This window comes from Streptomyces sp. NBC_00483 (assembly GCF_036013745.1).
Lineage (GTDB): Bacteria > Actinomycetota > Actinomycetes > Streptomycetales > Streptomycetaceae > Streptomyces.
In genome coordinates this window covers 2,589,085-2,606,485 of sequence record NZ_CP107880.1, presented here as the reverse complement: position 1 = coordinate 2,606,485, position 17,401 = coordinate 2,589,085, and the positions used below count along the sequence as shown (strand labels likewise).

The following is a 17,401-nucleotide window of genomic DNA, read 5'->3' as shown; positions in this document are numbered from 1 at the left end:
GTTGCCTACGTAGTGACCCGCCCCGCACCCAGCACCACCCGCGCCAACTCGGCGTGACAGATGTCGCTGTGGGCCCCCGAAGGCGGGGGCCCATTGCGCACCACCTGCGCCGCGTCCACGCTCACACAGCCCGCTCCCGGCACCCCGGCCCGCAGCACGTCCGCCAGCGTGAAGCGCACCGCGCCGTCGACGTCCTGGAAGCCGTCGTGCCCGAGGGCGCCCCAGCGCTCGCCGAGATCGACCAGCGTCCTGTCGTCGCCCGCAAGCCGCGAGGCCAGCGGGTACATCACGCTCAGCGCCGTGTCGTGCCGCGAGAAGCACGCCACCAGCGGCCCGTCCACCCGCGCCTGCCGCCCCTTCAGCGCGCCCCGGCCGGCGAACACGTAGTGCGAGAAGGCTCCCTGAAGGAGCGTCACGGACTTCACGTTGTGGACGCCCTTCGGCATCCCGGCGAGCGCGAAGGAGACGAGCCGCGCGCCGAAGCTGTGCCCCACCAGGTGCACGCGCACCTTCGGCGCCTCCTCGGCGAGACGCCCGAGCGCAGGACCGAGCCCGGCCTTGCCGACCTTTCCCGCCCGCCGCTTCATCGCGAAATACGTGGCCTGGCGCAGCAGTTCATGCGCCCCCTTCCACGCCTTGGCGAGCCCGCCGGGCAGCCGGAAGGCCTCCGCCGCGCCCGGGCCCGCCGCCGTCTCCAGGGCCGCCGCGAACTCCAGGCACATCGCCCGGGTGTCCTCGTGGAGCATCGCGGGCGTGCTGTGCGGCCCGCCGTCCTCCGAGGTGTCGGAGCCGGACACCGAGGGCCCGACCCCGACCAACTGCCGTACGAGACCACCGAACTCGTCGAAGGCGGACGCCGCGTCCGACTGCTCCTCCAGGCGCCGCGCCAGCAGGTCCACGACGGGCCCACTGCGCGGGAAGGCCTCGGCGAGCCCCTGCCGGGTGCCCTTGTCGAGCGTGGTCCGCGGGACGGTGGCGGCCGTGGTCGAGTCGGCGGCCGACCGGTCGAAGTCCGGGATCTGCTCGTCCGTGAACCGCATGGACGGCCACAGGACGCCCACGTAGCCGAGGGAGGCGCCGGGCGCCAGGCCGGGGAACGGCGCGAAGAAGCGGTCGTACAGGCGGATCGCGATGGAGCGGCTGTTGTTCCAGCCGTGCGCGAAGACCACCAGATCGCGCACCTGGCGCGCTTCGCGCAGGAGCGTGGCGAGCTGCCGGGGATCCGGATCGCCGTCGGCGTCGAACCTCAGCTCCCAGTAGGGCCGGACGTGGACTTCAGGTGCTTGACGTGCCTTGGGTGCGGACATGGCGAACCCCCGTGGTAGGCGTCGTGCGGCAACGCGTGCCGCGCATCGTCCCGCCGTACCCGGGGGTTGGCCAGATGTTCCGCCGTCAATTGACGGACGTATCAATCAAGTTGACGCTCCCGTGTCTCCGGAAGGGCCAGCACGCACAGCAGTGACACGACCGCCATGGCGCTGACGTACCAGCCCACCGACGAAGAGCCGAGCGCGCTCTGCAGTCGCGTCGCGATGAGCGGGGAGACGGCGCCGCCGAGGACGCCACCCAGGTTGTACGCGAAGGAGGCGCCGGAGTAGCGCACCTTCGCCCCGAACAGCTCCGGCAGATACGCGCCCATCGGCCCGTACACCACGCCCATGCAGAACAGGGCGCCGCCGAGCGCGAGGGCGATGAGCACCGGCTTCTCGGTGTCCATCAGCGGGAACAGGGCCAGGCCCCACACGATGGCGAGGCTCGAACCGATGAGCACCATCTTGCGGCGGCCGCGACCGTCGGAGCGGGTCGCCGCGAGCCAGGTGCCGGCCGCGAGGAACAGGCACGCCACAAGCGACACGGCGAGCATCGTGGAGCGCGGGATGCCGAGCGTCGTGGTGCCGTAGGCGAGGCAGTACGTCGTGGCCGTGTAGAAGAGCCCGTACGCGATGATCATGCCGCCCGCGCCGAGCAGGATCTCCTTCGGGTGCCGCTTGAAGACCTCCAACGCCGGTGCCCTGCTGGCCTCCTGCTCCGCCATCACCTTGGCGAAGACCGGCGTCTCGCTGATCTTCAGGCGGACGAACAGGCCGACCGCCACGAGGAGGAACGACAGCAGGAACGGGATGCGCCAGCCCCACGACTTGAAGGCGTCGTCCGAGAGGGACTCGGAAAGCAGCCAGAAGATGCCGGTGGCGGCGAAGAAGCCTACGGACGGGCCGAGTTGGGGGAACGCGGCGAACAACCCGCGTTTGCCGCGCGGCGCGTGCTCCACGGCGAGCAGCGCGGCCCCGCCCCACTCGCCGCCGAGGCCGACGCCCTGAAGGAACCGGAGCAGCACGAGGAGGATCGGCGCCCACAGGCCGAGGGTGCTGTACCCGGGCAGCAGGCCGACGAAGGCCGTCGACAGGCCCATCAGGAGCAGCGAGGCCACCAGGACCGACTTGCGGCCGATCCGGTCGCCGAAGTGGCCGAAGATCAGCGAGCCGATCGGGCGGGCCGCGAACGCGACGGCGTACGTCGAGAACGAGGCGAGGGTGGCGTTGATCGGGGTGAGGTTCGGGAAGAACGCGGCGTTGAGGACGAGCGCGGCGGCCGTTCCGTAGACGTAGAAGTCGTAGAACTCGATGGCCGTGCCGATGAAGCTGGCCACGGCCACGCGGCGCAGGCTCTCCGGCTGAGCCTGCGCCGGTTCCGCCTCGGCGAGGTCTTCCCTGGTCGATTCGTCTTTGAGCACGACCGAACTGTCGTTGTCCGTGTACCGTCCAGTCAATATCTCGGAATGCCCGTCCCGGATCCCGAGATGCCGGTCACTCGGCGGCTACTTGTACGTGAGGTACTTGCGCCGTACGCCCCGGAATGCGGCCAGCTCCTGCTGCCACGCCCCGACGATCTCGTCCGTGGACGCGCCCGCGTCGACCATCGTGCGCACCCGCGTGGACCCGGTGAGCCGGTCGATCGCGTTGTCGGGACGCCAACCGAAGTCCTTCCAGGCCTTCTTGGCCGTCACCAGGAGGCCGATGCCGGTGCGTACCGGCTCGAACGCCTCGCGGTCGTCGACGTGGATCTGGACGCCGCCGATCGTCTTGCCCTGGAACTTGGAGAACGTCGGCGCGAAGTACGCCTCCCTGAAGTGCACGCCGGGCAGGGCGAGTTCATTGGCGGCCGCCGCCCAGCTCGCGTCGATGCCCTCGGCACCGAGCAGTTCGAAGGGGCGGGTGGTGCCGCGGCCCTCGGAGAGCAGGGTGCCCTCGAACATGCAGGTGCCGGAGTAGACGAGGGCCGTGTCGGGCGTCGGCATATTGGGGCTCGGCGGCACCCAGGGCAGGCCGGAGGCGTCGTAGAAGTCCCGCCGCTTCCAGCCGCTCATCAGCACCGTCTCCAGCTCGACGGGGTGCTCCAGGTACTCGGCGTTGAACAGGCGGGCCAGCTCGGTGACCGTCATGCCGTGCGCTTGCGCGATCTCGCGGCGGCCCACGAAGCTCGCGAACTTCCGGTCCAGGATGGGCCCGTAGGCGTTCCGTCCGGTGACCGGGTTCGGGCGGTCGAGCACCACGAACTTCTTGCCGGCGAGCTGGGCCGCCTCCATGCAGTCGTAGAGCGTCCAGATGTACGTGTAGAAGCGCGCGCCCACGTCCTGGATGTCGAAGACGATCGTGTCGACGCCGGACTCCGTGAAGATGTCGGCGAGCGCCTGACCGCTCTTCAAGTACGTGTCGTAGACCGGCAGTTTGGTCGCCGGGTCCTCGGTCTTCCCCTCGGAACCGCCCGCCTGCGCGGTGCCGCGGAAGCCGTGCTCGGGCCCGAACACCGCCTTCAGGTCGACCTGTTCGTCGGCGTGCATCACGTCGACGATGTGCCGTACGTCGCGGGTGACGCCGGTCGGATTGGTGACCATGCCGACCTTCTGGCCCGCGAGCAGCGCGTAGCCGCTGTCCACGAGGCGCTCGAAGCCGGTGCGAAGGCGGGGACCACCGATGCCGGGGCCGCCGGCTCCGACGCTGCCGGGGGCGGCGCTCGCCTCTGCGCCGCCGACGCCCAGGCCACCCGCGACGCCCGCACTCGCCGCGAGCAGCCCTCGTCTCGACACGTTCATGGGTGAACCTCCGTGATCTTGGGGACTGGCGTGGCCACGCACGCTAGTCGCGGAATCCCCGCTGCGGAACGAACCGACACCCTGAAGCCCTTTCGCAGCGACATACCGACTGGTTAGTCTGCCCGGCAGGCCGGAGCTTTCGGGGAGCTTTCGAAGGAGATCGATGGTGCACGATTCGCAGGGACAGTCCGCTTCGATCTACGAGGCCAGGCCCTGGCTGGGCGTCCTCAACGACGCGCAGAAGGCCCCGATCACCCCGGCCGCCACCGTCGTGCACGCCTTCGCCGACGCGGTGCGCCGCGCCCCGGACCGCGCGGCCCTCGCCTACTTCGACGGCCGCCTCTCGTACGCCGACGTGGACGCGCTCTCCGACTCCGTGGCCGGTCATCTCGCCGCCCGCGGCCTGGAGCGCGGCGACCGCGTCGCGATCATGCTGCAGAACTCGCCGCACTTCGTGCTCGCGCTGCTCGGCGCGTTCAAGGCGGGCGCCGTCGTGGTCCCGGTGAACCCGATGTACAAGGCGGGGGAGGTGCGGCACGTCCTGCACGACGCCGAGGTGACCGGGCTCGTCTGCTCGGACCGGGCCTGGGAGTCGTATCTGCGCGAGACCGCGGTCGACTCTCCCGTACGCATCGCCCTGACCGCCTGCGAGCTGGACCTCCAGACGCGGGGCGACGAGCGGGTGCTGAACTTCGAGCGGGTCGAACCGGGGGCGTCGGACGCCGACGACCTCGTCGCGGTCGCGCACGCGGGGCACAAGGCACCGGCCGACCGCGACCTGTCCGGCGACGACATCGCGTTGATCAGCTATACGTCGGGCACCAGCGGCACCCCGAAGGGCGCCACCAACCTGCACCGCAACATCACCTTCAACGCGGAGCGCCAGCGCACGGGCCTCGGCCTGCCCGAAGGAGCCGTCTACTTCGCGCTCGCGCCGCTGTTCCACATCACCGGCATGGTCTGCGAGCTCGTCGCCTCCTTCGCCAACGCGGGCACCCTCGCGCTCGCCTACCGCTTCGAGCCGGGCGTCGTCCTCGACGCGTTCACCGAGCACCGGCCCGCGTACACGGTCGGCCCCTCGACGGCCTTCATGGCGCTCGGCGCGCAGCCGCAGGCGACGCGCGAGCACTTCGCGTCCTTCCACTCGATCTCGTCGGGCGGCGCGCCCGTGCCGCCCGCCCTGGTGGAGAAGTTCCGCGCCGCCTTCGGCCCGTACATCCACAACGGCTACGGCCTGACCGAGTGCACGGCGCCCTGCGCGTCCGTGCCGCCGGGCGTCGAGGCGCCCGTCGACCCGGCGTCGGGGACGCTCGCGGTGGGCGTGCCGGGGCCGGACTCGGTGGTCCGCATCATCGACGACCACGGGAAGGACGTGCCCTTCGGGGAGCAGGGCGAGATCGCGGTGCGCGGCCCGCAGGTCGTGCCCGGCTACTGGCGCCGTCCGGAGGCGACGGAAGAGGGCTTCCCCGACGGTGAGTTGCGCACCGGCGACATCGGCTTCATGGACGAGGACGGCTGGCTGTACGTCGTCGACCGCAAGAAGGACATGATCAACGCGTCCGGGTTCAAGGTGTGGCCCCGCGAGGTCGAGGACGTCCTCTACGGCCACCCCGCCGTGCGCGAGGCGGCGGTCGTCGGCATCCCCGACGCGTACCGGGGCGAGAGCGTGAAGGCCTACGTGAGCCTGCGCCCCGGGGCGGAAGCGAGCCCCGAGGACCTGTCCGCGTACTGCAAGGAGCGCCTCGCCGCGTACAAGTACCCGCGCGAGGTCGAGGTCCTGGTCGAGCTCCCGAAGACGGCGAGCGGCAAGATCCTGCGCAGGGAGCTGCGGCAGTGAGGCCGTGACGCAGGTGGCGGGCGGCGAGTGGACGGCGAGCGGCCGGCGAGTGGGAAGATCCTCCGGCGGGAACCGCGTTCCCGTCAGTACGAGGCTCAGGCCGAGAACTACGGAAAGGCAGGTGGCGGCAGTGCCCAGGACGACCGACGGCGACGGCACGCCCGTCCCGCAACGACTCCTCGCGGCCGCCACCCGGCTCTTCGCCGACCGCGGCTACGACCGCACGTCGGTGCAGGAGATCGTGGAGGCGGCGGGTGTCACGAAGGGCGCCCTCTACCACTACTTCGGCTCGAAGGACGATCTGCTGCACGAGGTGTACGCGCGCGTGCTGCGCCTCCAGCAGGAGCGGCTCGACGCGTTCGCCGACCGGGACGAGCCGGTCGAGAAGCGGCTGCGGGCCGCCGCCGCGGACGTGGTCGTCACGACGATCGACAACCTCGACGACGCGTCGATCTTCTTCCGCTCCATGCACCATCTGAGCCCGGAGAAGAACAAGCAGGTACGGGCCGAGCGGCGCCGCTACCACGAGCGCTTCCGGGCGCTGATCGAAGAGGGCCAGAAGACCGGAGTCTTCACGACCGAGACGCCGGCCGACCTGGTGGTCGACTACCACTTCGGCTCGATCCACCACCTGTCCACGTGGTACCGCCCCGACGGCCCACTGACCCCGCAGCAACTGGCCGACCAACTGGCGGACCTGCTGCTGCGGGCGCTGCGACCGTAGGGCCCGGGGCCCGCCGGCTCAGCCCTCCTTGAGGGTGTTCAGGCCGTGGGAGATGAAGACCGGGACCAGCTCGCCGATGCGGTCGAAGCCCGCGCCCACGGTCTGGCCGAGCGTGTAGCGGTAGTGGATGCCCTCAAGGATCACGGCGAGCTTGAACCAGGCGAACGCCGTGTACCAGGCGATCGCCGACACATCGCGGCCCGACCGCTCGGCATAGCGCTCGATCAGCTCGGCGGGGGAGGGGTGGCCGGGCGCCGAAGCGGTCGTGGAGATGGGCGAGTCGGGCATGTCGAGCTGCGCGCTGTACATCGCCAGCAGACCCACGTCCGTGAGCGGGTCGCCGAGCGTCGACATCTCCCAGTCGAGGATCGCCTTGATCCGGTCGACCCCGTCGGGATCCTGCCGTACGAGCACGTTGTCGAGCCGGTAGTCGCCGTGCACGATCGTCGGCGCGGGCGAGGTCGGCAGCTCACGGCCGAGCGCCGCCTGAAGCTCGTCGATCCCGGGGAGCTCGCGGTTGCGGGACGCGTCCAGCTGCTTGCCCCAGCGGCGCAGCTGCCGGTCGAGGAAGCCCTCGGGCCGGCCGAAGTCGCCGAGCCCGACCGCGGCGGGGTCCACCGCGTGCAGATCGACCAGCGTGTCCACGAGGCCGAGCACCGCGGCGCGCGTGCGCTCGGGCCCGAGCGGGGCCAGCTCGTCGGAGGTCCGGTACGGCGTCCCGTCCACGAACTCCATGACGTAGAACGGCGACCCGATGGCGGCCGCGTTATCGGGGTTCTCGCACAGCAGCACCGGCTCCGGCACCGGCACGTTCGTGGAGTGCAGCCCCGCGATCACCCGGTGCTCGCGCTTCATGTCGTGCGCGGTCGCGAGCACATGCCCCAGCGGCGGCCTGCGCACCACCCACTTCGTGGCGCCGTCGCTCACCTGGTACGTCAGGTTCGAGCGCCCGCCCTCGATGAGCCGCCCGGTCAGCGGCCCGGTGACCAGGCCGGGGCGCTCCCGGTCGAGGTGGGCGCGCAGCTGGTCGAGATCGAGGCCTGGGGGATGGCTCATTGCGGTCCTCCGAGAATCCGGGCAGCGAATCCGGGCAGCGTCCGGGGCTACTTCCGCCAACAGTGCGCCCCATCATGCCGACCAGTCGGTATGGCGTCCAGGGCCTCTCGGAAACGTGATCGTTCTTACGGCGCCCTGCCGCGCGGGCAGACGGAAGGGCCCGACGGAACACGCCGAGCCCTTCCCTCCACCTCCTCCGCGCGAGCGGATCAGTGGTCGTCCCAGTGCCCCTCGTGCGCGGCGTGCCGGTGGCCGTCGTGGAGGTAGTCGACGTGGTCGCCGTGGGTGACCGCCTCATGGCCGCAGTCCGCGCCGTGCCGGTGCTCGTGCCCCTCGTGCGCGACGTGCCCCGTCGGCTCGCACTCGTCCCAGTGCCCGCCGTGCTGGGCGTGCAGATGCCCGTCGTGCGCGTAGTCGACGTGGTCCCCGTGCGGCACCTCCTGGTGACCGCAGGACGGGCCGTGCGTGTGCTCGTGAACGGGGTGTTCCTGGTGGAGGGTGGTCATGACGCTCACCTTCGGTGACGGACGGCCTGGCTGACCCTCACAGGCTAGTCCGGAATGCCCCATATTCTCGGCTATGGGAACCTCCGGCCATGAAGGCGATCAGTTACCGCTCGTACGGCGGCCCCGAAGTCCTCGAATACGGCGAGATCCGCGACCCCAAGGTCGGGCCCGACTCGGTCCTGGTGAAGGTGCGGGCCGCCGCCGTGAACCCCGTGGACCGGCACTGCCGCGCCGGGCACCTGGACGCGCTGCTCGACCCCGTCTTCCCGGTGATCCCCGGCTGGGACGTGTCGGGCGTGGTGGTCCAACCCGGCGTCGCCGTCACCGAGTTCGCGCCGGGCGACGAGGTCATCGGCTACGTACGCGAGGACTTCCTGTCCCGCGGCACCTTCGCCGAGTACGTGGCCGCGCCCGTGCGCACCCTCGCCCGCAAGCCCCGCAACCTCACCTTCGAGGAGGCGGCAGGCCTTCCGCTCGCCGGGCTCACCGCGCTCCAGGTGCTGACCGGCGGCCTGGAGGTGCAGGAGGGCGACGTGGTCCTCGTGCACGCGGCGGCCGGCGGCGTCGGCTCGTTCGCGGTCCAGATCGCCCGGCACTTCGGCGCGCGCGTCATCGGCACCGCGAGCGAGCGCAACCACGACTACGTACGGGAACTGGGCGGCGAACCGGTCACCTACGGGGACGGCCTCGCCGAACGGGTCCGGGCGCTCGCCCCGGAGGGCGTCGACGCGGCGTTCGACACGGTGGGCGGCGAGACGCTCCGGGTCTCCGCCGAACTGCTGGCCCCCGGCGGCCGGCTCGCCTCCATCGCCGACGGCGACGTGGTCGGGCTCGGCGGCCGCTACTGCTGGGTGCGCCCCGACGCCGCCGACCTCGCCCGCCTCACGGCGCTCGCGGAGGCCGACGTGGTGACGGTGCACGTCGACGAGACGCTTCCGCTGGAGCAGGCGGCGCGTGCCCACGAGTTGAGCGAGTCGGGCCGCACGCGCGGGAAAGTGGTGGTCACGGTCGACTGGGACGAGTGACCCCGCGCCCTCATGTACTGGAACGAGCGCCCCCGCGCCCTCACGCGATGAGCACCGCCGCGCAAAGCGTGATCGCCACCGTGCAGAGCGCGGCGGCCGCCGCCTGCCGCCGGGTCATCACGGGCGGCGCGGCCTCGTTCCGGGCGAGCCCGGTGATCCGCTGGTGGGCTACCGCCACGAAGCCGAGCCACAGCACGAGACACAGCGCCGTGGCCACGAACCGCGTGGGCCCGACGCCACTGTTCAGCGTCGCCTTCACCGCGAGCACCGCGGCGACCGTGCCCGACAGCGTCGTACGCCGCCACGCGAGCCGCGTCCGCGCGGGCTGAAGGCCGGGGTCGCGCACGGGACCGCCCGCCTCGCTCACCCCTCCCACCCCACGAACACGATGACGACCATGGCCACCGAGACGAGCGCCACCACCACGCCGAGCACCGCGGGGAACTTCGACACCGGCAGGTCCTCGCCGCGCCGCATCGCCAGCTCGCAGCGCACCCAGTGCCCCACGGCCCGCAGTGAGCACAGCGCGCCCGCCGCGAGCAGCGCCAGCGCGAGCCCGACGCGCCAGCCCCAGCGCAGGTCCGGCAGGAACTGGTCCACGGCGAAACCGCCACCGATCAGCGCGAGCGCGGTGCGCACCCACGCAAGGAAGGTGCGCTCGTTGGCGAGCGAGAAGCGGTAGTCGGGAGTGTCACCCTCGTCTCTGATCCGCTCCGGCACGAACCAGAGACGGATACTGCGTACAAATTCGATCACTCGCGGCACATTACCCGTGCGCTTTCCACCGCTCGTACGCCGCGAGCCCGTCGGGCGTCCAGTCCCACTCGCCGATCCGCCGCTCCAGCTCTTCGGGGCTCAGGAAGGCGTGCCAGTCGATCTCCTCGACCTGCGGGCGCACCGGCAGGTCGAAGGTGACCTCGTAGACGTACGACCACCAGGACTGGCCGGCATCGCCCTCGTACAGGAACTTGAACAGCGGGGTGGGCTGCGGGAGTCCGCTCACCCCCAGTTCCTCCTCCGCCTCGCGCAGCGCCGCCTTGTCGTACGTCTCGCCGGCGCCGACCACGCCGCCGACGAACATGTCGTAGTGGGAGGGGAAGACGAGCTTGGTGGGGGTGCGGCGGTGCACGAAGATGTCGCCGGCCGGGTTCCTGGCGAGGATGAAGGCGCACCGGTGGCGCAGGTTCTTCGCGTAGGCCTCGCCGCGGGGTGACCGGCCGATGACGTGGTCGTGCTCGTCGACGATGTCGAGGATCTCCTCGGCCGGGTCCACTGCGGCGGGGGTCTCTTCGGTGCGGTTCTCTTCGGTGGGATTCACTTCGGCGGGGTTCATGCCCCGCAGGTTAGAGGGGCGCTCCCACCCGGTCCCGTCCGGTCGCGGCGGCGCCCGGCATCGCGGGGTGCAGCCCGAGCAGGACGACGCCCGCCACGATCCCGGCCAGGCCCGCCGCCTCCCAGGCGAGCGCCCCCGTGTCCATCCGCAACTGGTCGCCCAGGAAGCCCACGCCGCACACGATCCCGGCCAGCGGCTGCGCCGCGGTGAGCGCGGGCAGCGACCTCCGCAGCGGCGCCGTCTCGAACGCGCTCTGCACCAGGACCAGCCCCGTGATCCCCAACACCGCCACCGCGTACGGCTGCCAGCCGGTGAACAGCTCGGGCCAGCCGCCCGCGGCGAACCGCTGCCCGCTCACCCGCGTCAACGCGTCCTGCACCCCGTACAGCAGGCCCGCCGCCACCGCGAGCAGCGCGGGGCCCGCGCTCAGTCGGGAGCGCTTGGCGAGGGCCGCGAGGGACAGCGCCCCGCCGACCATCACGCCGATGATCAGCCAGTGCCGCAGCGGATCGGTGACCGCGCTGCCGCCGTGCGGTTGACCGGCCACGATGAACGCCGTGACACCGCCCGCGAGCAGCAACAGCCCGGCCCAGCCCTGTCGGCCGAGCGGGGATCTCGTCTGACGGCGCGACAGCAGCAGGGCGAAGAGGAGGTTCGTGGCGAGCAGCGGCTCGACGAGGGTCACCTCGCCCAGGCCGAGGGCCATCGCGCCCAGCACCATCCCGCACACCATCAGGCCGATCCCGCCGAGCCAGCGCGGCACGCGCACCAGGTCGAGCAGCAGCCGGGGTGAGAGGAAGTCGCTGAGCGGGGCCCGCACCGCCGCGTTCTGCTGGAGGACGAAACCGATGCCCAGACAGAACGCCGCGCTCACGGAGAGGACGAGGACGACAACCGACACGCTGACGACGATAGCGGCCCGCGCGGCCACCCGCGCGCGAGCGACCGCCGCCTCCTTACGGCCTCCTTCCGCTTGTCCGAACTCACCTGCTGGTTCGGCGAGTTGGTGAGGTGCGTCACGGGCTGCCCTTGACGCGGACGCCTCCGTACCGGTTTGCTGTGCTTGATCATCGTCTTGCCGTCCATCTCACCCACATCTGAACATTCGTAAGGACCCCGCCGCGGTGCCCCCACCTCCGCCTCCGCTCGGGCGCTCCCGCAAGAAGCCCGCGCACACCCCTCCCTTCGGCGACCCCGCACTCGACGACGCCGAACTCGTCGCGGCCCGCTCCGCGCTCGCCCGCGGCCGCTGGACCGAGGTCAGATCCCTGCTCCGCGCCACCGGTTCCGACTGGGACCTGCGCGGCCACCGGGTCCTTGGCCTCGCGGGCGAACCCACGGCCCGGGTCTGGGCCCGCGACTGGCTGCTCGCCGAACCCGACTCCACGGACGCGGTCGTCCTGCTCGCCTGCGCGGGCGTGTTGCGCGCCGTCGAGGGCCGCGGCCGCCCCGAGAAGGCGCGCGCGGCATGCGTGGAGGCGTCGGAGCTCGTGCCCGACGACCCGACGCCCCTGCTCGGACTCATGCTCCTGGAGCGGGAGTTGGGCAGCGAGGAGGACGTCGTGCGGCTCTTCGACGAGGTGCGGCTGCGGCATCCCGGGCATCACCACGCACACCACCTGATGGTCGCGCGGCTCGCCGAGCGGCGCGCCGACGTCGGGCAGGACCCGCTGCACGAGGTGTACGACTTCGCGTCCTGGGCGTCCGAACAGGTCACGCAGGACTCGCCGTTGGCTCTGCTCCCGGTCGTCGCGCACGCCGAGCGCTATCGGGTGCTCGCGCGCGCGGGTGTGCTCGCCGACGACCCGAAGGCGTCCGGGCACTGGTCGGGGCGGCGCGCCCGGCTCGTGCTGAAGGCCGCGTTCGACTGGTGGTTGGAGTGGGGCGCCGCGCGCGACCGGCCCGGCGCCTCGCACCCGCGCGGCCGCATCGACCTCAACTACCTTGCGCACGCCAAGTACTGCGAGGGCCGCCCCGCAGAGGCGGCCGCCCTGTTCCACCGGATCGGCCGGCACAGCACGCCGTACCCCTGGTCGTATCCCGACCGGGACCCGTACGAGGCGTTCCGGGTCGCGCGCAGCGCCGCGCTCGGCTCGGCGTAGAGCACGGACGCAGAGCAGCCAACAACCAAGCCCCACCGCACCCCACTTCACCCCACCTCACTTCACTGCACGAAGGAAGGGACGCCCCCAATGAGCGCGAGCGAGCGACCGCCCGAGGCCACGGCGGATCCGGCCATTCACACGTATCTGGGCGAGACGAGCGCGCTGCGCGCCGGGCGGCTCGGTACGGCGGGGCTGCTGCTCTCCGTGCTCGCCGCGACCGGCCCGCTGATGGTCGTCGCGGGCGTCATGCCGACGACGTTCGCGGTGATGGGAGTGGTCGGCATGCCGCTGCTCTTCCTCCTCCTCGGCGTCGTGCTCGCCCTCTTCAGCGTCGGCTACGCGGAGTTGAGCCGGCACGTGCACAACGCCGGCGCGTTCTACGCGTACATCGCCCGTGGCCTCGGCCCGACCGCCGGCGCGGCGGCGGCCCTCGTCGCGCTCGTCGCCTACAGCTCGCTCCAGGTCGGCATCTTCGGCCTGTTCGGCTACGAGGTCGCGGGCCTCGCCGATCAGTATCTGAGCCTCGAACTGGCGTGGTGGATACCGGCGTTGGTGGCCGTACTCGCCGTTGGCGCGCTCGGCCTGCTGAAGATCGACGTGAACGCGAAGGTCCTCGGCGTGCTGCTGCTGATCGAGGTCGCCGTGGTGGTCGTCTTCGACATCGCGGCCATCGGCGACCCCGGTCCTCAGGGCCTGTCCCTGCATGCCTTCAATCCGGAGACCCTCTCGGGCGTCGGGCTCGGCACGGCGCTGTGCTTCTGCATCGCCGCGTTCACCGGCTTCGAGCAGGCCCCCGTGTACGCGGAGGAGACCAGCAGGCCGCACGTCCTGGTGCCGCGCGTGATGTTCTTCGCGGTCGGCGGCGTCGCCCTGTTCTTCGCGTTCAGCTCGTGGGCGATGACGGTGGCGACGGGGCCCTCGGGCATCGTGGGCGCGGCGCAGAAGCAGTCGGCGGGCCTCCTCTTCGGCCTGACGGAGGACCGGCTGGGCGGCGCGTTCACGGACGTCGTCCATGTCCTGTTCGTGACGGGCATGTTCGCGGCGCTGCTCAGCTTCCACAACGTGGTGGCGCGGTACGCGTTCGCGATGGGGCGCGAGGGGCTGCTGCCCGCCGGATTCGGGCGGACGAACACGGCGACCGGCGCGCCCGGCAAGAGCTCGGTGCTGCAGTCGGTGATCTCGCTGGTCGCGGTCGTCGGCTTCGCGATCGCCGACGACGGCCCGTTCGGCGACCCGACGGCGCCGGTCCTGCACCTGTTCACCTGGGGCGGCAACGTGGGCGCGCTCGGCGTCATCCTCCTCATGGCCACGGCGTCGTTGGCCGTCATCGTGTTCTTCGCGCGCCGCGGGGCCGCGGCCGCGCAGGCCTGGCGCCTCGTGGCGTCCGGCGTGGCGGGCGTCGCCCTCCTGGTGATCGCCGGCTACACGGTCAAGGACTTCGACGTCCTGGTCGGCTCGGGCCCGAACTCCCCACTCAACTGGATCCTCCCCGGCATCATCGCCCTGGCCGCACTCGCGGGCGCGACATACGGCCTGCTCCTCCGCCGCCGAAACCCCCAGGCCCACGCCCGCATCGGCCTGGGCAACGAGGCCTTCCAGCTGGACCAACGTTCAAGCGCTTCCGGCGGCTGAGCATTTCAAGCCCTGCGGGGGTTGAGCGACGGGGCCGCTGAACCCCGTATTTCAAGCCCCGCCTTTCGAACGAGAGCCAGCGGGGTCCGGGGCGGAGCCCCGATCTTTTCAGCCCCGCCGGCGTTTGAGGCGCGGGGTCCGGGGCAGAGCCCCGCGAGCGCAACCACAAGTGACGAAACCCTGACGGCGGGCCGTAACCCCTGGTACCCGTCCCCCAAACGGTGCTGCAATCGAGACGTGAAACCGAACCAAGGTCCACCGGTAGGCCGACGCCTAGTCCTCGGCATGCTGGGCGCAGGCGCGCTCACCGTGGCCGCGGCCCCCGCCCTCCAACACGCCTTCGAGCGCGTCGCCCAGAAGGACCCCACCGGCCTCACGGGCGTACTGCCCAACGGCGGCGGCTTCCGCTACTACTCGGTCGCCGCCTCCGTCCCCCACAAGAGCGCGGACACCTACCGCCTCAAGGTCGACGGCCTGGTCGACCACCCGTCGACGTACACGCTCCCCGAACTGAGGGCGCTGCCCCAGACCCGCCTCGTCCGCGACGTCCAGTGCGTCACGGGCTGGCGGGTCCCGCACACGCCCTTCGAAGGCGTACGGCTCTCGCGGATCCTGGACGCCGCGGGGGTGCGCCCCTCCGCGAAAGCCGTACGTCTGACCTGCTTCGACGGCACGTACAGCGAGAGCCTCACGCTCCGACAGGCGCGCCGCGCCGACGTACTGGTGGCGCTGCGCATGCAGGACAAGGACCTGAGCCACGCGCACGGCGGCCCGGTACGCCTCTACGCCGCCCCCATGTACTTCTACAAGTCGGCGAAGTGGCTCTCCGGGATCACCGTCACCGACGACGTACAGCCGGGTTACTGGGAGGAGCGCGGCTACGACGTCGACGCCTGGGTCGGCCGCTCGAACGGACGCGACGATGAGCCCACGAACTGAACAACTCACGGCCACCGTCCGCCGGTTCACCCGCGCCGAACGTTGGGTGCACCGCGCCACGGCCGCCCTGATGGGTGTGTGCGTCGTGACGGCCGCCTGCCTCTACGTTCCGCAGCTCGCCGAACTCGTCGGCCGCCGCGCCCTCGTGGTCACGCTGCACGAGTGGTCGGGCCTGCTGCTGCCGGTGCCGTTCCTGGTGGGCCTCGTCTCCCGCGCCTTCCGCGCGGACCTGGGCCGGCTCAACCGGTTCGGCCCCCACGACAAGGCGTGGCTCCGCGCCGTTCTGCACCGGCGCCCCGGCCACCGCCCGGCGGGCAAGTTCAACGCCGGGCAGAAACTGTGGGCGGCCTGGCTCGCCGGCGCCGTCCTGGTGATGCTAGGCACGGGCCTGCTCATGTGGTTCACGCACCTCGCCCCGCTCACCGTGCGCACCGGCAGCACCTTCGTGCACGACTGGCTGGCGCTGGCCCTCGGTGTCGTGCTCGCCGGGCACATCGGCATGGCCGTCGGCGACCCCGAGGCGCGCAAGGGCCTGCGTACGGGATTCGTGGACCGGGACTGGGCCGCGCGGGAGCACGGCGAGTGGCTCGACGAGCCGTGACCGTGCCGTGCCGTGCAAGACCGTGCCATGCGAAGAGGGCGCCCCCGCCGACCGGCGGGGACGCCCTCTTCGCATGCTCGGGCAGTCGGTCCTCGGCTAGATCACCAAGGACAGCAGCAGCACCAGCGCACCGGCGACCACGGAGATGATGGTCTCCATGAGCGACCAGGTCTTGACGGTCTGGCCGACGGTGAGCCCGAAGTACTCCTTGACCAGCCAGAAACCGGCGTCGTTGACGTGGCTGAAGAACAGCGAACCCGCGCCGATCACCAGGACGAGCAGCGCCGTGTGGGTGTCGGTCATGTCGGCCGCGAGGGGCGCGACGAGACCGGCGGCGGAGACCGTGGCGACCGTCGCCGAACCCGTGGCGACGCGGATGACGACCGCGATGAGCCAGGCGAGCAGCAGCGTCGGGAGCCCCCAGTCCTTGGAGATCTCCATGATCATCTCGCCGACACCGGAGTCGACCAGGGTGCCCTTGAAGCCACCGCCCGCGCCCACGATGAGCAGCACGCCCGCGATCGGGCCGAGGGACTTCTCGGTGGTGGAGAGCACCTTGCCCTTGGTGAAGCCGGCCGGGCGGCCGAGGGTGAACATGGCGACGACGACGGCCGCGAGCAGCGCGATCATCGGGTTGCCGACCACGTCGAAGACGCGCTGGACGGTGGCGTCCGGGTTGTCCACGATGACGTCGACCAGGGCCTTGGACAGCATCATCACGACGGGCAGCAGGATCGTCGCCACGGAGGCGCCGAAGCTCGGACGCTTCTCCAGGTCGTCGGAGGCGCGCGCCGGGATCATCTTGTCGGGGGCCTGGACGTCGACCCACTTGGCCGCGTACTTCGAGAAGACCGGGCCCGCGATGACGACCGTCGGGATGGCGACGAGGATGCCGAGCGCGAGCGTGAGCCCGAGGTTGGCGTCGACCGCGTCGATCGCGACGAGCGGGCCGGGGTGCGGCGGGATCAGGCCGTGCATCACGGACAGACCGGCGAGGGCCGGGATGCCGATCCGCATCAGCGAGTAGTTGCCGCGCTTGGCGACCATCAGGACGACGGGGATCAGCAGGACGATGCCGACCTCGAAGAAGAGCGGCAGGCCGATCACGGCCGCGATGAGCACCATGGCCCACGGCATGGCCTTGCCACCGGACTTGCCGGCCTTGGCGAGGATCGTGTCGACGATCTGGTCGGCGCCGCCGGAGTCGGCGAGCAGCTTGCCGAGGATCGCGCCGAGCGCGATCAGTACGCCGACGCCGGCGACGGTGTCACCGAGTCCGGCGCTGAAGCTCTCGATCACCTTGTCCAGCGGCGCACCGGCGAACGCGCCGAGCGCGAGCGAGCCGATGGTCAGCGCCAGGAAGGCGTGCATCTTGAACTTGGTGATGAGAAGGACGATGACGGCGATTCCCGCGAGCACGGCGATCCCGAGCTGGGCATGGCCCGCGGACGTGATCGGCTCGACGGTGTCCGCTGCCAGCATCTCGACGCTGAGTCTGGTCACGGTCTTATCCCTTGAACGAGTGGGGGGAGGGGGAGAACTTGCCGGTGTGG

General features: G+C 71.4%; 17 protein-coding genes. 7 read left to right on the top strand and 10 right to left on the bottom strand.

The features are described from left to right. Window positions 1-5: 5 nt before the first annotated feature. The 3 genes from OHA73_RS11400 to OHA73_RS11390 form a co-directional block, all read right to left on the bottom strand. Window positions 6-1,307, bottom strand: a complete 1,302-nt coding sequence (locus OHA73_RS11400) for a serine-threonine protein kinase (RefSeq protein WP_327654976.1) — start codon at window positions 1,305-1,307, stop codon at window positions 6-8. A 101-nt stretch (window positions 1,308-1,408) separates the two neighbouring features. Continuing rightward, window positions 1,409-2,731: an MFS transporter gene (locus tag OHA73_RS11395; protein WP_267071010.1), complete on the bottom strand. Its 1,323-nt coding sequence runs from the start codon at window positions 2,729-2,731 to the stop codon at window positions 1,409-1,411. Between the two features lie 84 nt (window positions 2,732-2,815). Next, window positions 2,816-4,090: an exo-beta-N-acetylmuramidase NamZ family protein gene (locus OHA73_RS11390; RefSeq protein ID WP_327654975.1), complete on the bottom strand. Its 1,275-nt coding sequence runs from the start codon at window positions 4,088-4,090 to the stop codon at window positions 2,816-2,818. A 163-nt stretch (window positions 4,091-4,253) separates the two neighbouring features. Between OHA73_RS11390 and OHA73_RS11385 the strand changes: the two genes are divergently transcribed. Together OHA73_RS11385 and OHA73_RS11380 are read left to right on the top strand one after the other, a co-directional pair. After that, window positions 4,254-5,927, top strand: coding sequence for a class I adenylate-forming enzyme family protein (locus OHA73_RS11385; protein WP_327654974.1), 1,674 nt, complete (start codon window positions 4,254-4,256; stop codon window positions 5,925-5,927). Window positions 5,928-6,057: 130 nt separating this feature from the next. Continuing rightward, on the top strand, window positions 6,058-6,651 hold the full coding sequence (locus OHA73_RS11380; RefSeq protein ID WP_266721375.1) for a TetR/AcrR family transcriptional regulator: 594 nt from the start codon (window positions 6,058-6,060) through the stop codon (window positions 6,649-6,651). A gap of 18 nt (window positions 6,652-6,669) precedes the next feature. On the opposite strand, the gene OHA73_RS11375 is transcribed toward OHA73_RS11380, so the two are convergent. Beyond that, a complete protein-coding gene (locus OHA73_RS11375; RefSeq protein WP_327654973.1) occupies window positions 6,670-7,707 on the bottom strand; it encodes a phosphotransferase family protein in 1,038 nt (345 codons plus the stop codon). Window positions 7,708-7,916: 209 nt separating this feature from the next. Then, window positions 7,917-8,213 carry a hypothetical protein gene (locus OHA73_RS11370; RefSeq protein WP_266721379.1) on the bottom strand — a complete coding sequence of 99 codons (297 nt, stop codon included), beginning with the start codon at window positions 8,211-8,213 and terminating at the stop codon, window positions 7,917-7,919. 89 nt (window positions 8,214-8,302) lie between these two features. On the opposite strand from OHA73_RS11370, the gene OHA73_RS11365 reads away from it, so the two are divergent. Then, on the top strand, window positions 8,303-9,238 hold the full coding sequence (locus OHA73_RS11365) for an NADP-dependent oxidoreductase (protein ID WP_327654972.1): 936 nt from the start codon (window positions 8,303-8,305) through the stop codon (window positions 9,236-9,238). Window positions 9,239-9,278: 40 nt separating this feature from the next. Here the strand turns inward: OHA73_RS11365 and OHA73_RS11360 are convergent, their stop codons facing one another. From OHA73_RS11360 to OHA73_RS11345, 4 genes are all read right to left on the bottom strand, one after another. Next, window positions 9,279-9,605, bottom strand: a complete 327-nt coding sequence (locus OHA73_RS11360; protein WP_266721382.1) for a DUF202 domain-containing protein — start codon at window positions 9,603-9,605, stop codon at window positions 9,279-9,281. Beyond that, window positions 9,602-9,994, bottom strand: a complete 393-nt coding sequence (locus tag OHA73_RS11355; protein WP_266721383.1) for a YidH family protein — start codon at window positions 9,992-9,994, stop codon at window positions 9,602-9,604. Before OHA73_RS11355 ends, OHA73_RS11360 begins: the two co-directional genes overlap by 4 nt. Window positions 9,995-10,004: 10 nt before the next feature. Continuing rightward, window positions 10,005-10,511 carry an NUDIX hydrolase gene (locus tag OHA73_RS11350; protein ID WP_327658445.1) on the bottom strand — a complete coding sequence of 169 codons (507 nt, stop codon included), beginning with the start codon at window positions 10,509-10,511 and terminating at the stop codon, window positions 10,005-10,007. Between the two features lie 70 nt (window positions 10,512-10,581). Then, window positions 10,582-11,472 (bottom strand): DMT family transporter, encoded by an 891-nt coding sequence (locus tag OHA73_RS11345; protein ID WP_327654971.1) that lies wholly within the window; start codon window positions 11,470-11,472, stop codon window positions 10,582-10,584. A gap of 223 nt (window positions 11,473-11,695) precedes the next feature. Between OHA73_RS11345 and OHA73_RS11340 the strand changes: the two genes are divergently transcribed. From OHA73_RS11340 to OHA73_RS11325, 4 genes are all read left to right on the top strand, one after another. Next, window positions 11,696-12,673 carry a hypothetical protein gene (locus OHA73_RS11340; protein ID WP_266721386.1) on the top strand — a complete coding sequence of 326 codons (978 nt, stop codon included), beginning with the start codon at window positions 11,696-11,698 and terminating at the stop codon, window positions 12,671-12,673. 90 nt (window positions 12,674-12,763) lie between these two features. Further along, window positions 12,764-14,308, top strand: coding sequence for an APC family permease (locus tag OHA73_RS11335; RefSeq protein WP_327654970.1), 1,545 nt, complete (start codon window positions 12,764-12,766; stop codon window positions 14,306-14,308). Window positions 14,309-14,593: 285 nt separating this feature from the next. Further along, entirely contained in the window at window positions 14,594-15,247 is a 654-nt protein-coding gene (locus OHA73_RS11330; RefSeq protein WP_327654969.1) for a molybdopterin-dependent oxidoreductase, read from the top strand. Beyond that, window positions 15,231-15,848 (top strand): cytochrome b/b6 domain-containing protein, encoded by a 618-nt coding sequence (locus OHA73_RS11325; protein ID WP_327654968.1) that lies wholly within the window; start codon window positions 15,231-15,233, stop codon window positions 15,846-15,848. Before OHA73_RS11330 ends, OHA73_RS11325 begins: the two co-directional genes overlap by 17 nt. 96 nt (window positions 15,849-15,944) lie before the next feature. On the opposite strand, the gene OHA73_RS11320 is transcribed toward OHA73_RS11325, so the two are convergent. Then, window positions 15,945-17,351 carry a GntT/GntP/DsdX family permease gene (locus tag OHA73_RS11320; protein ID WP_266721391.1) on the bottom strand — a complete coding sequence of 469 codons (1,407 nt, stop codon included), beginning with the start codon at window positions 17,349-17,351 and terminating at the stop codon, window positions 15,945-15,947. Window positions 17,352-17,401: the final 50 nt, after the last annotated feature.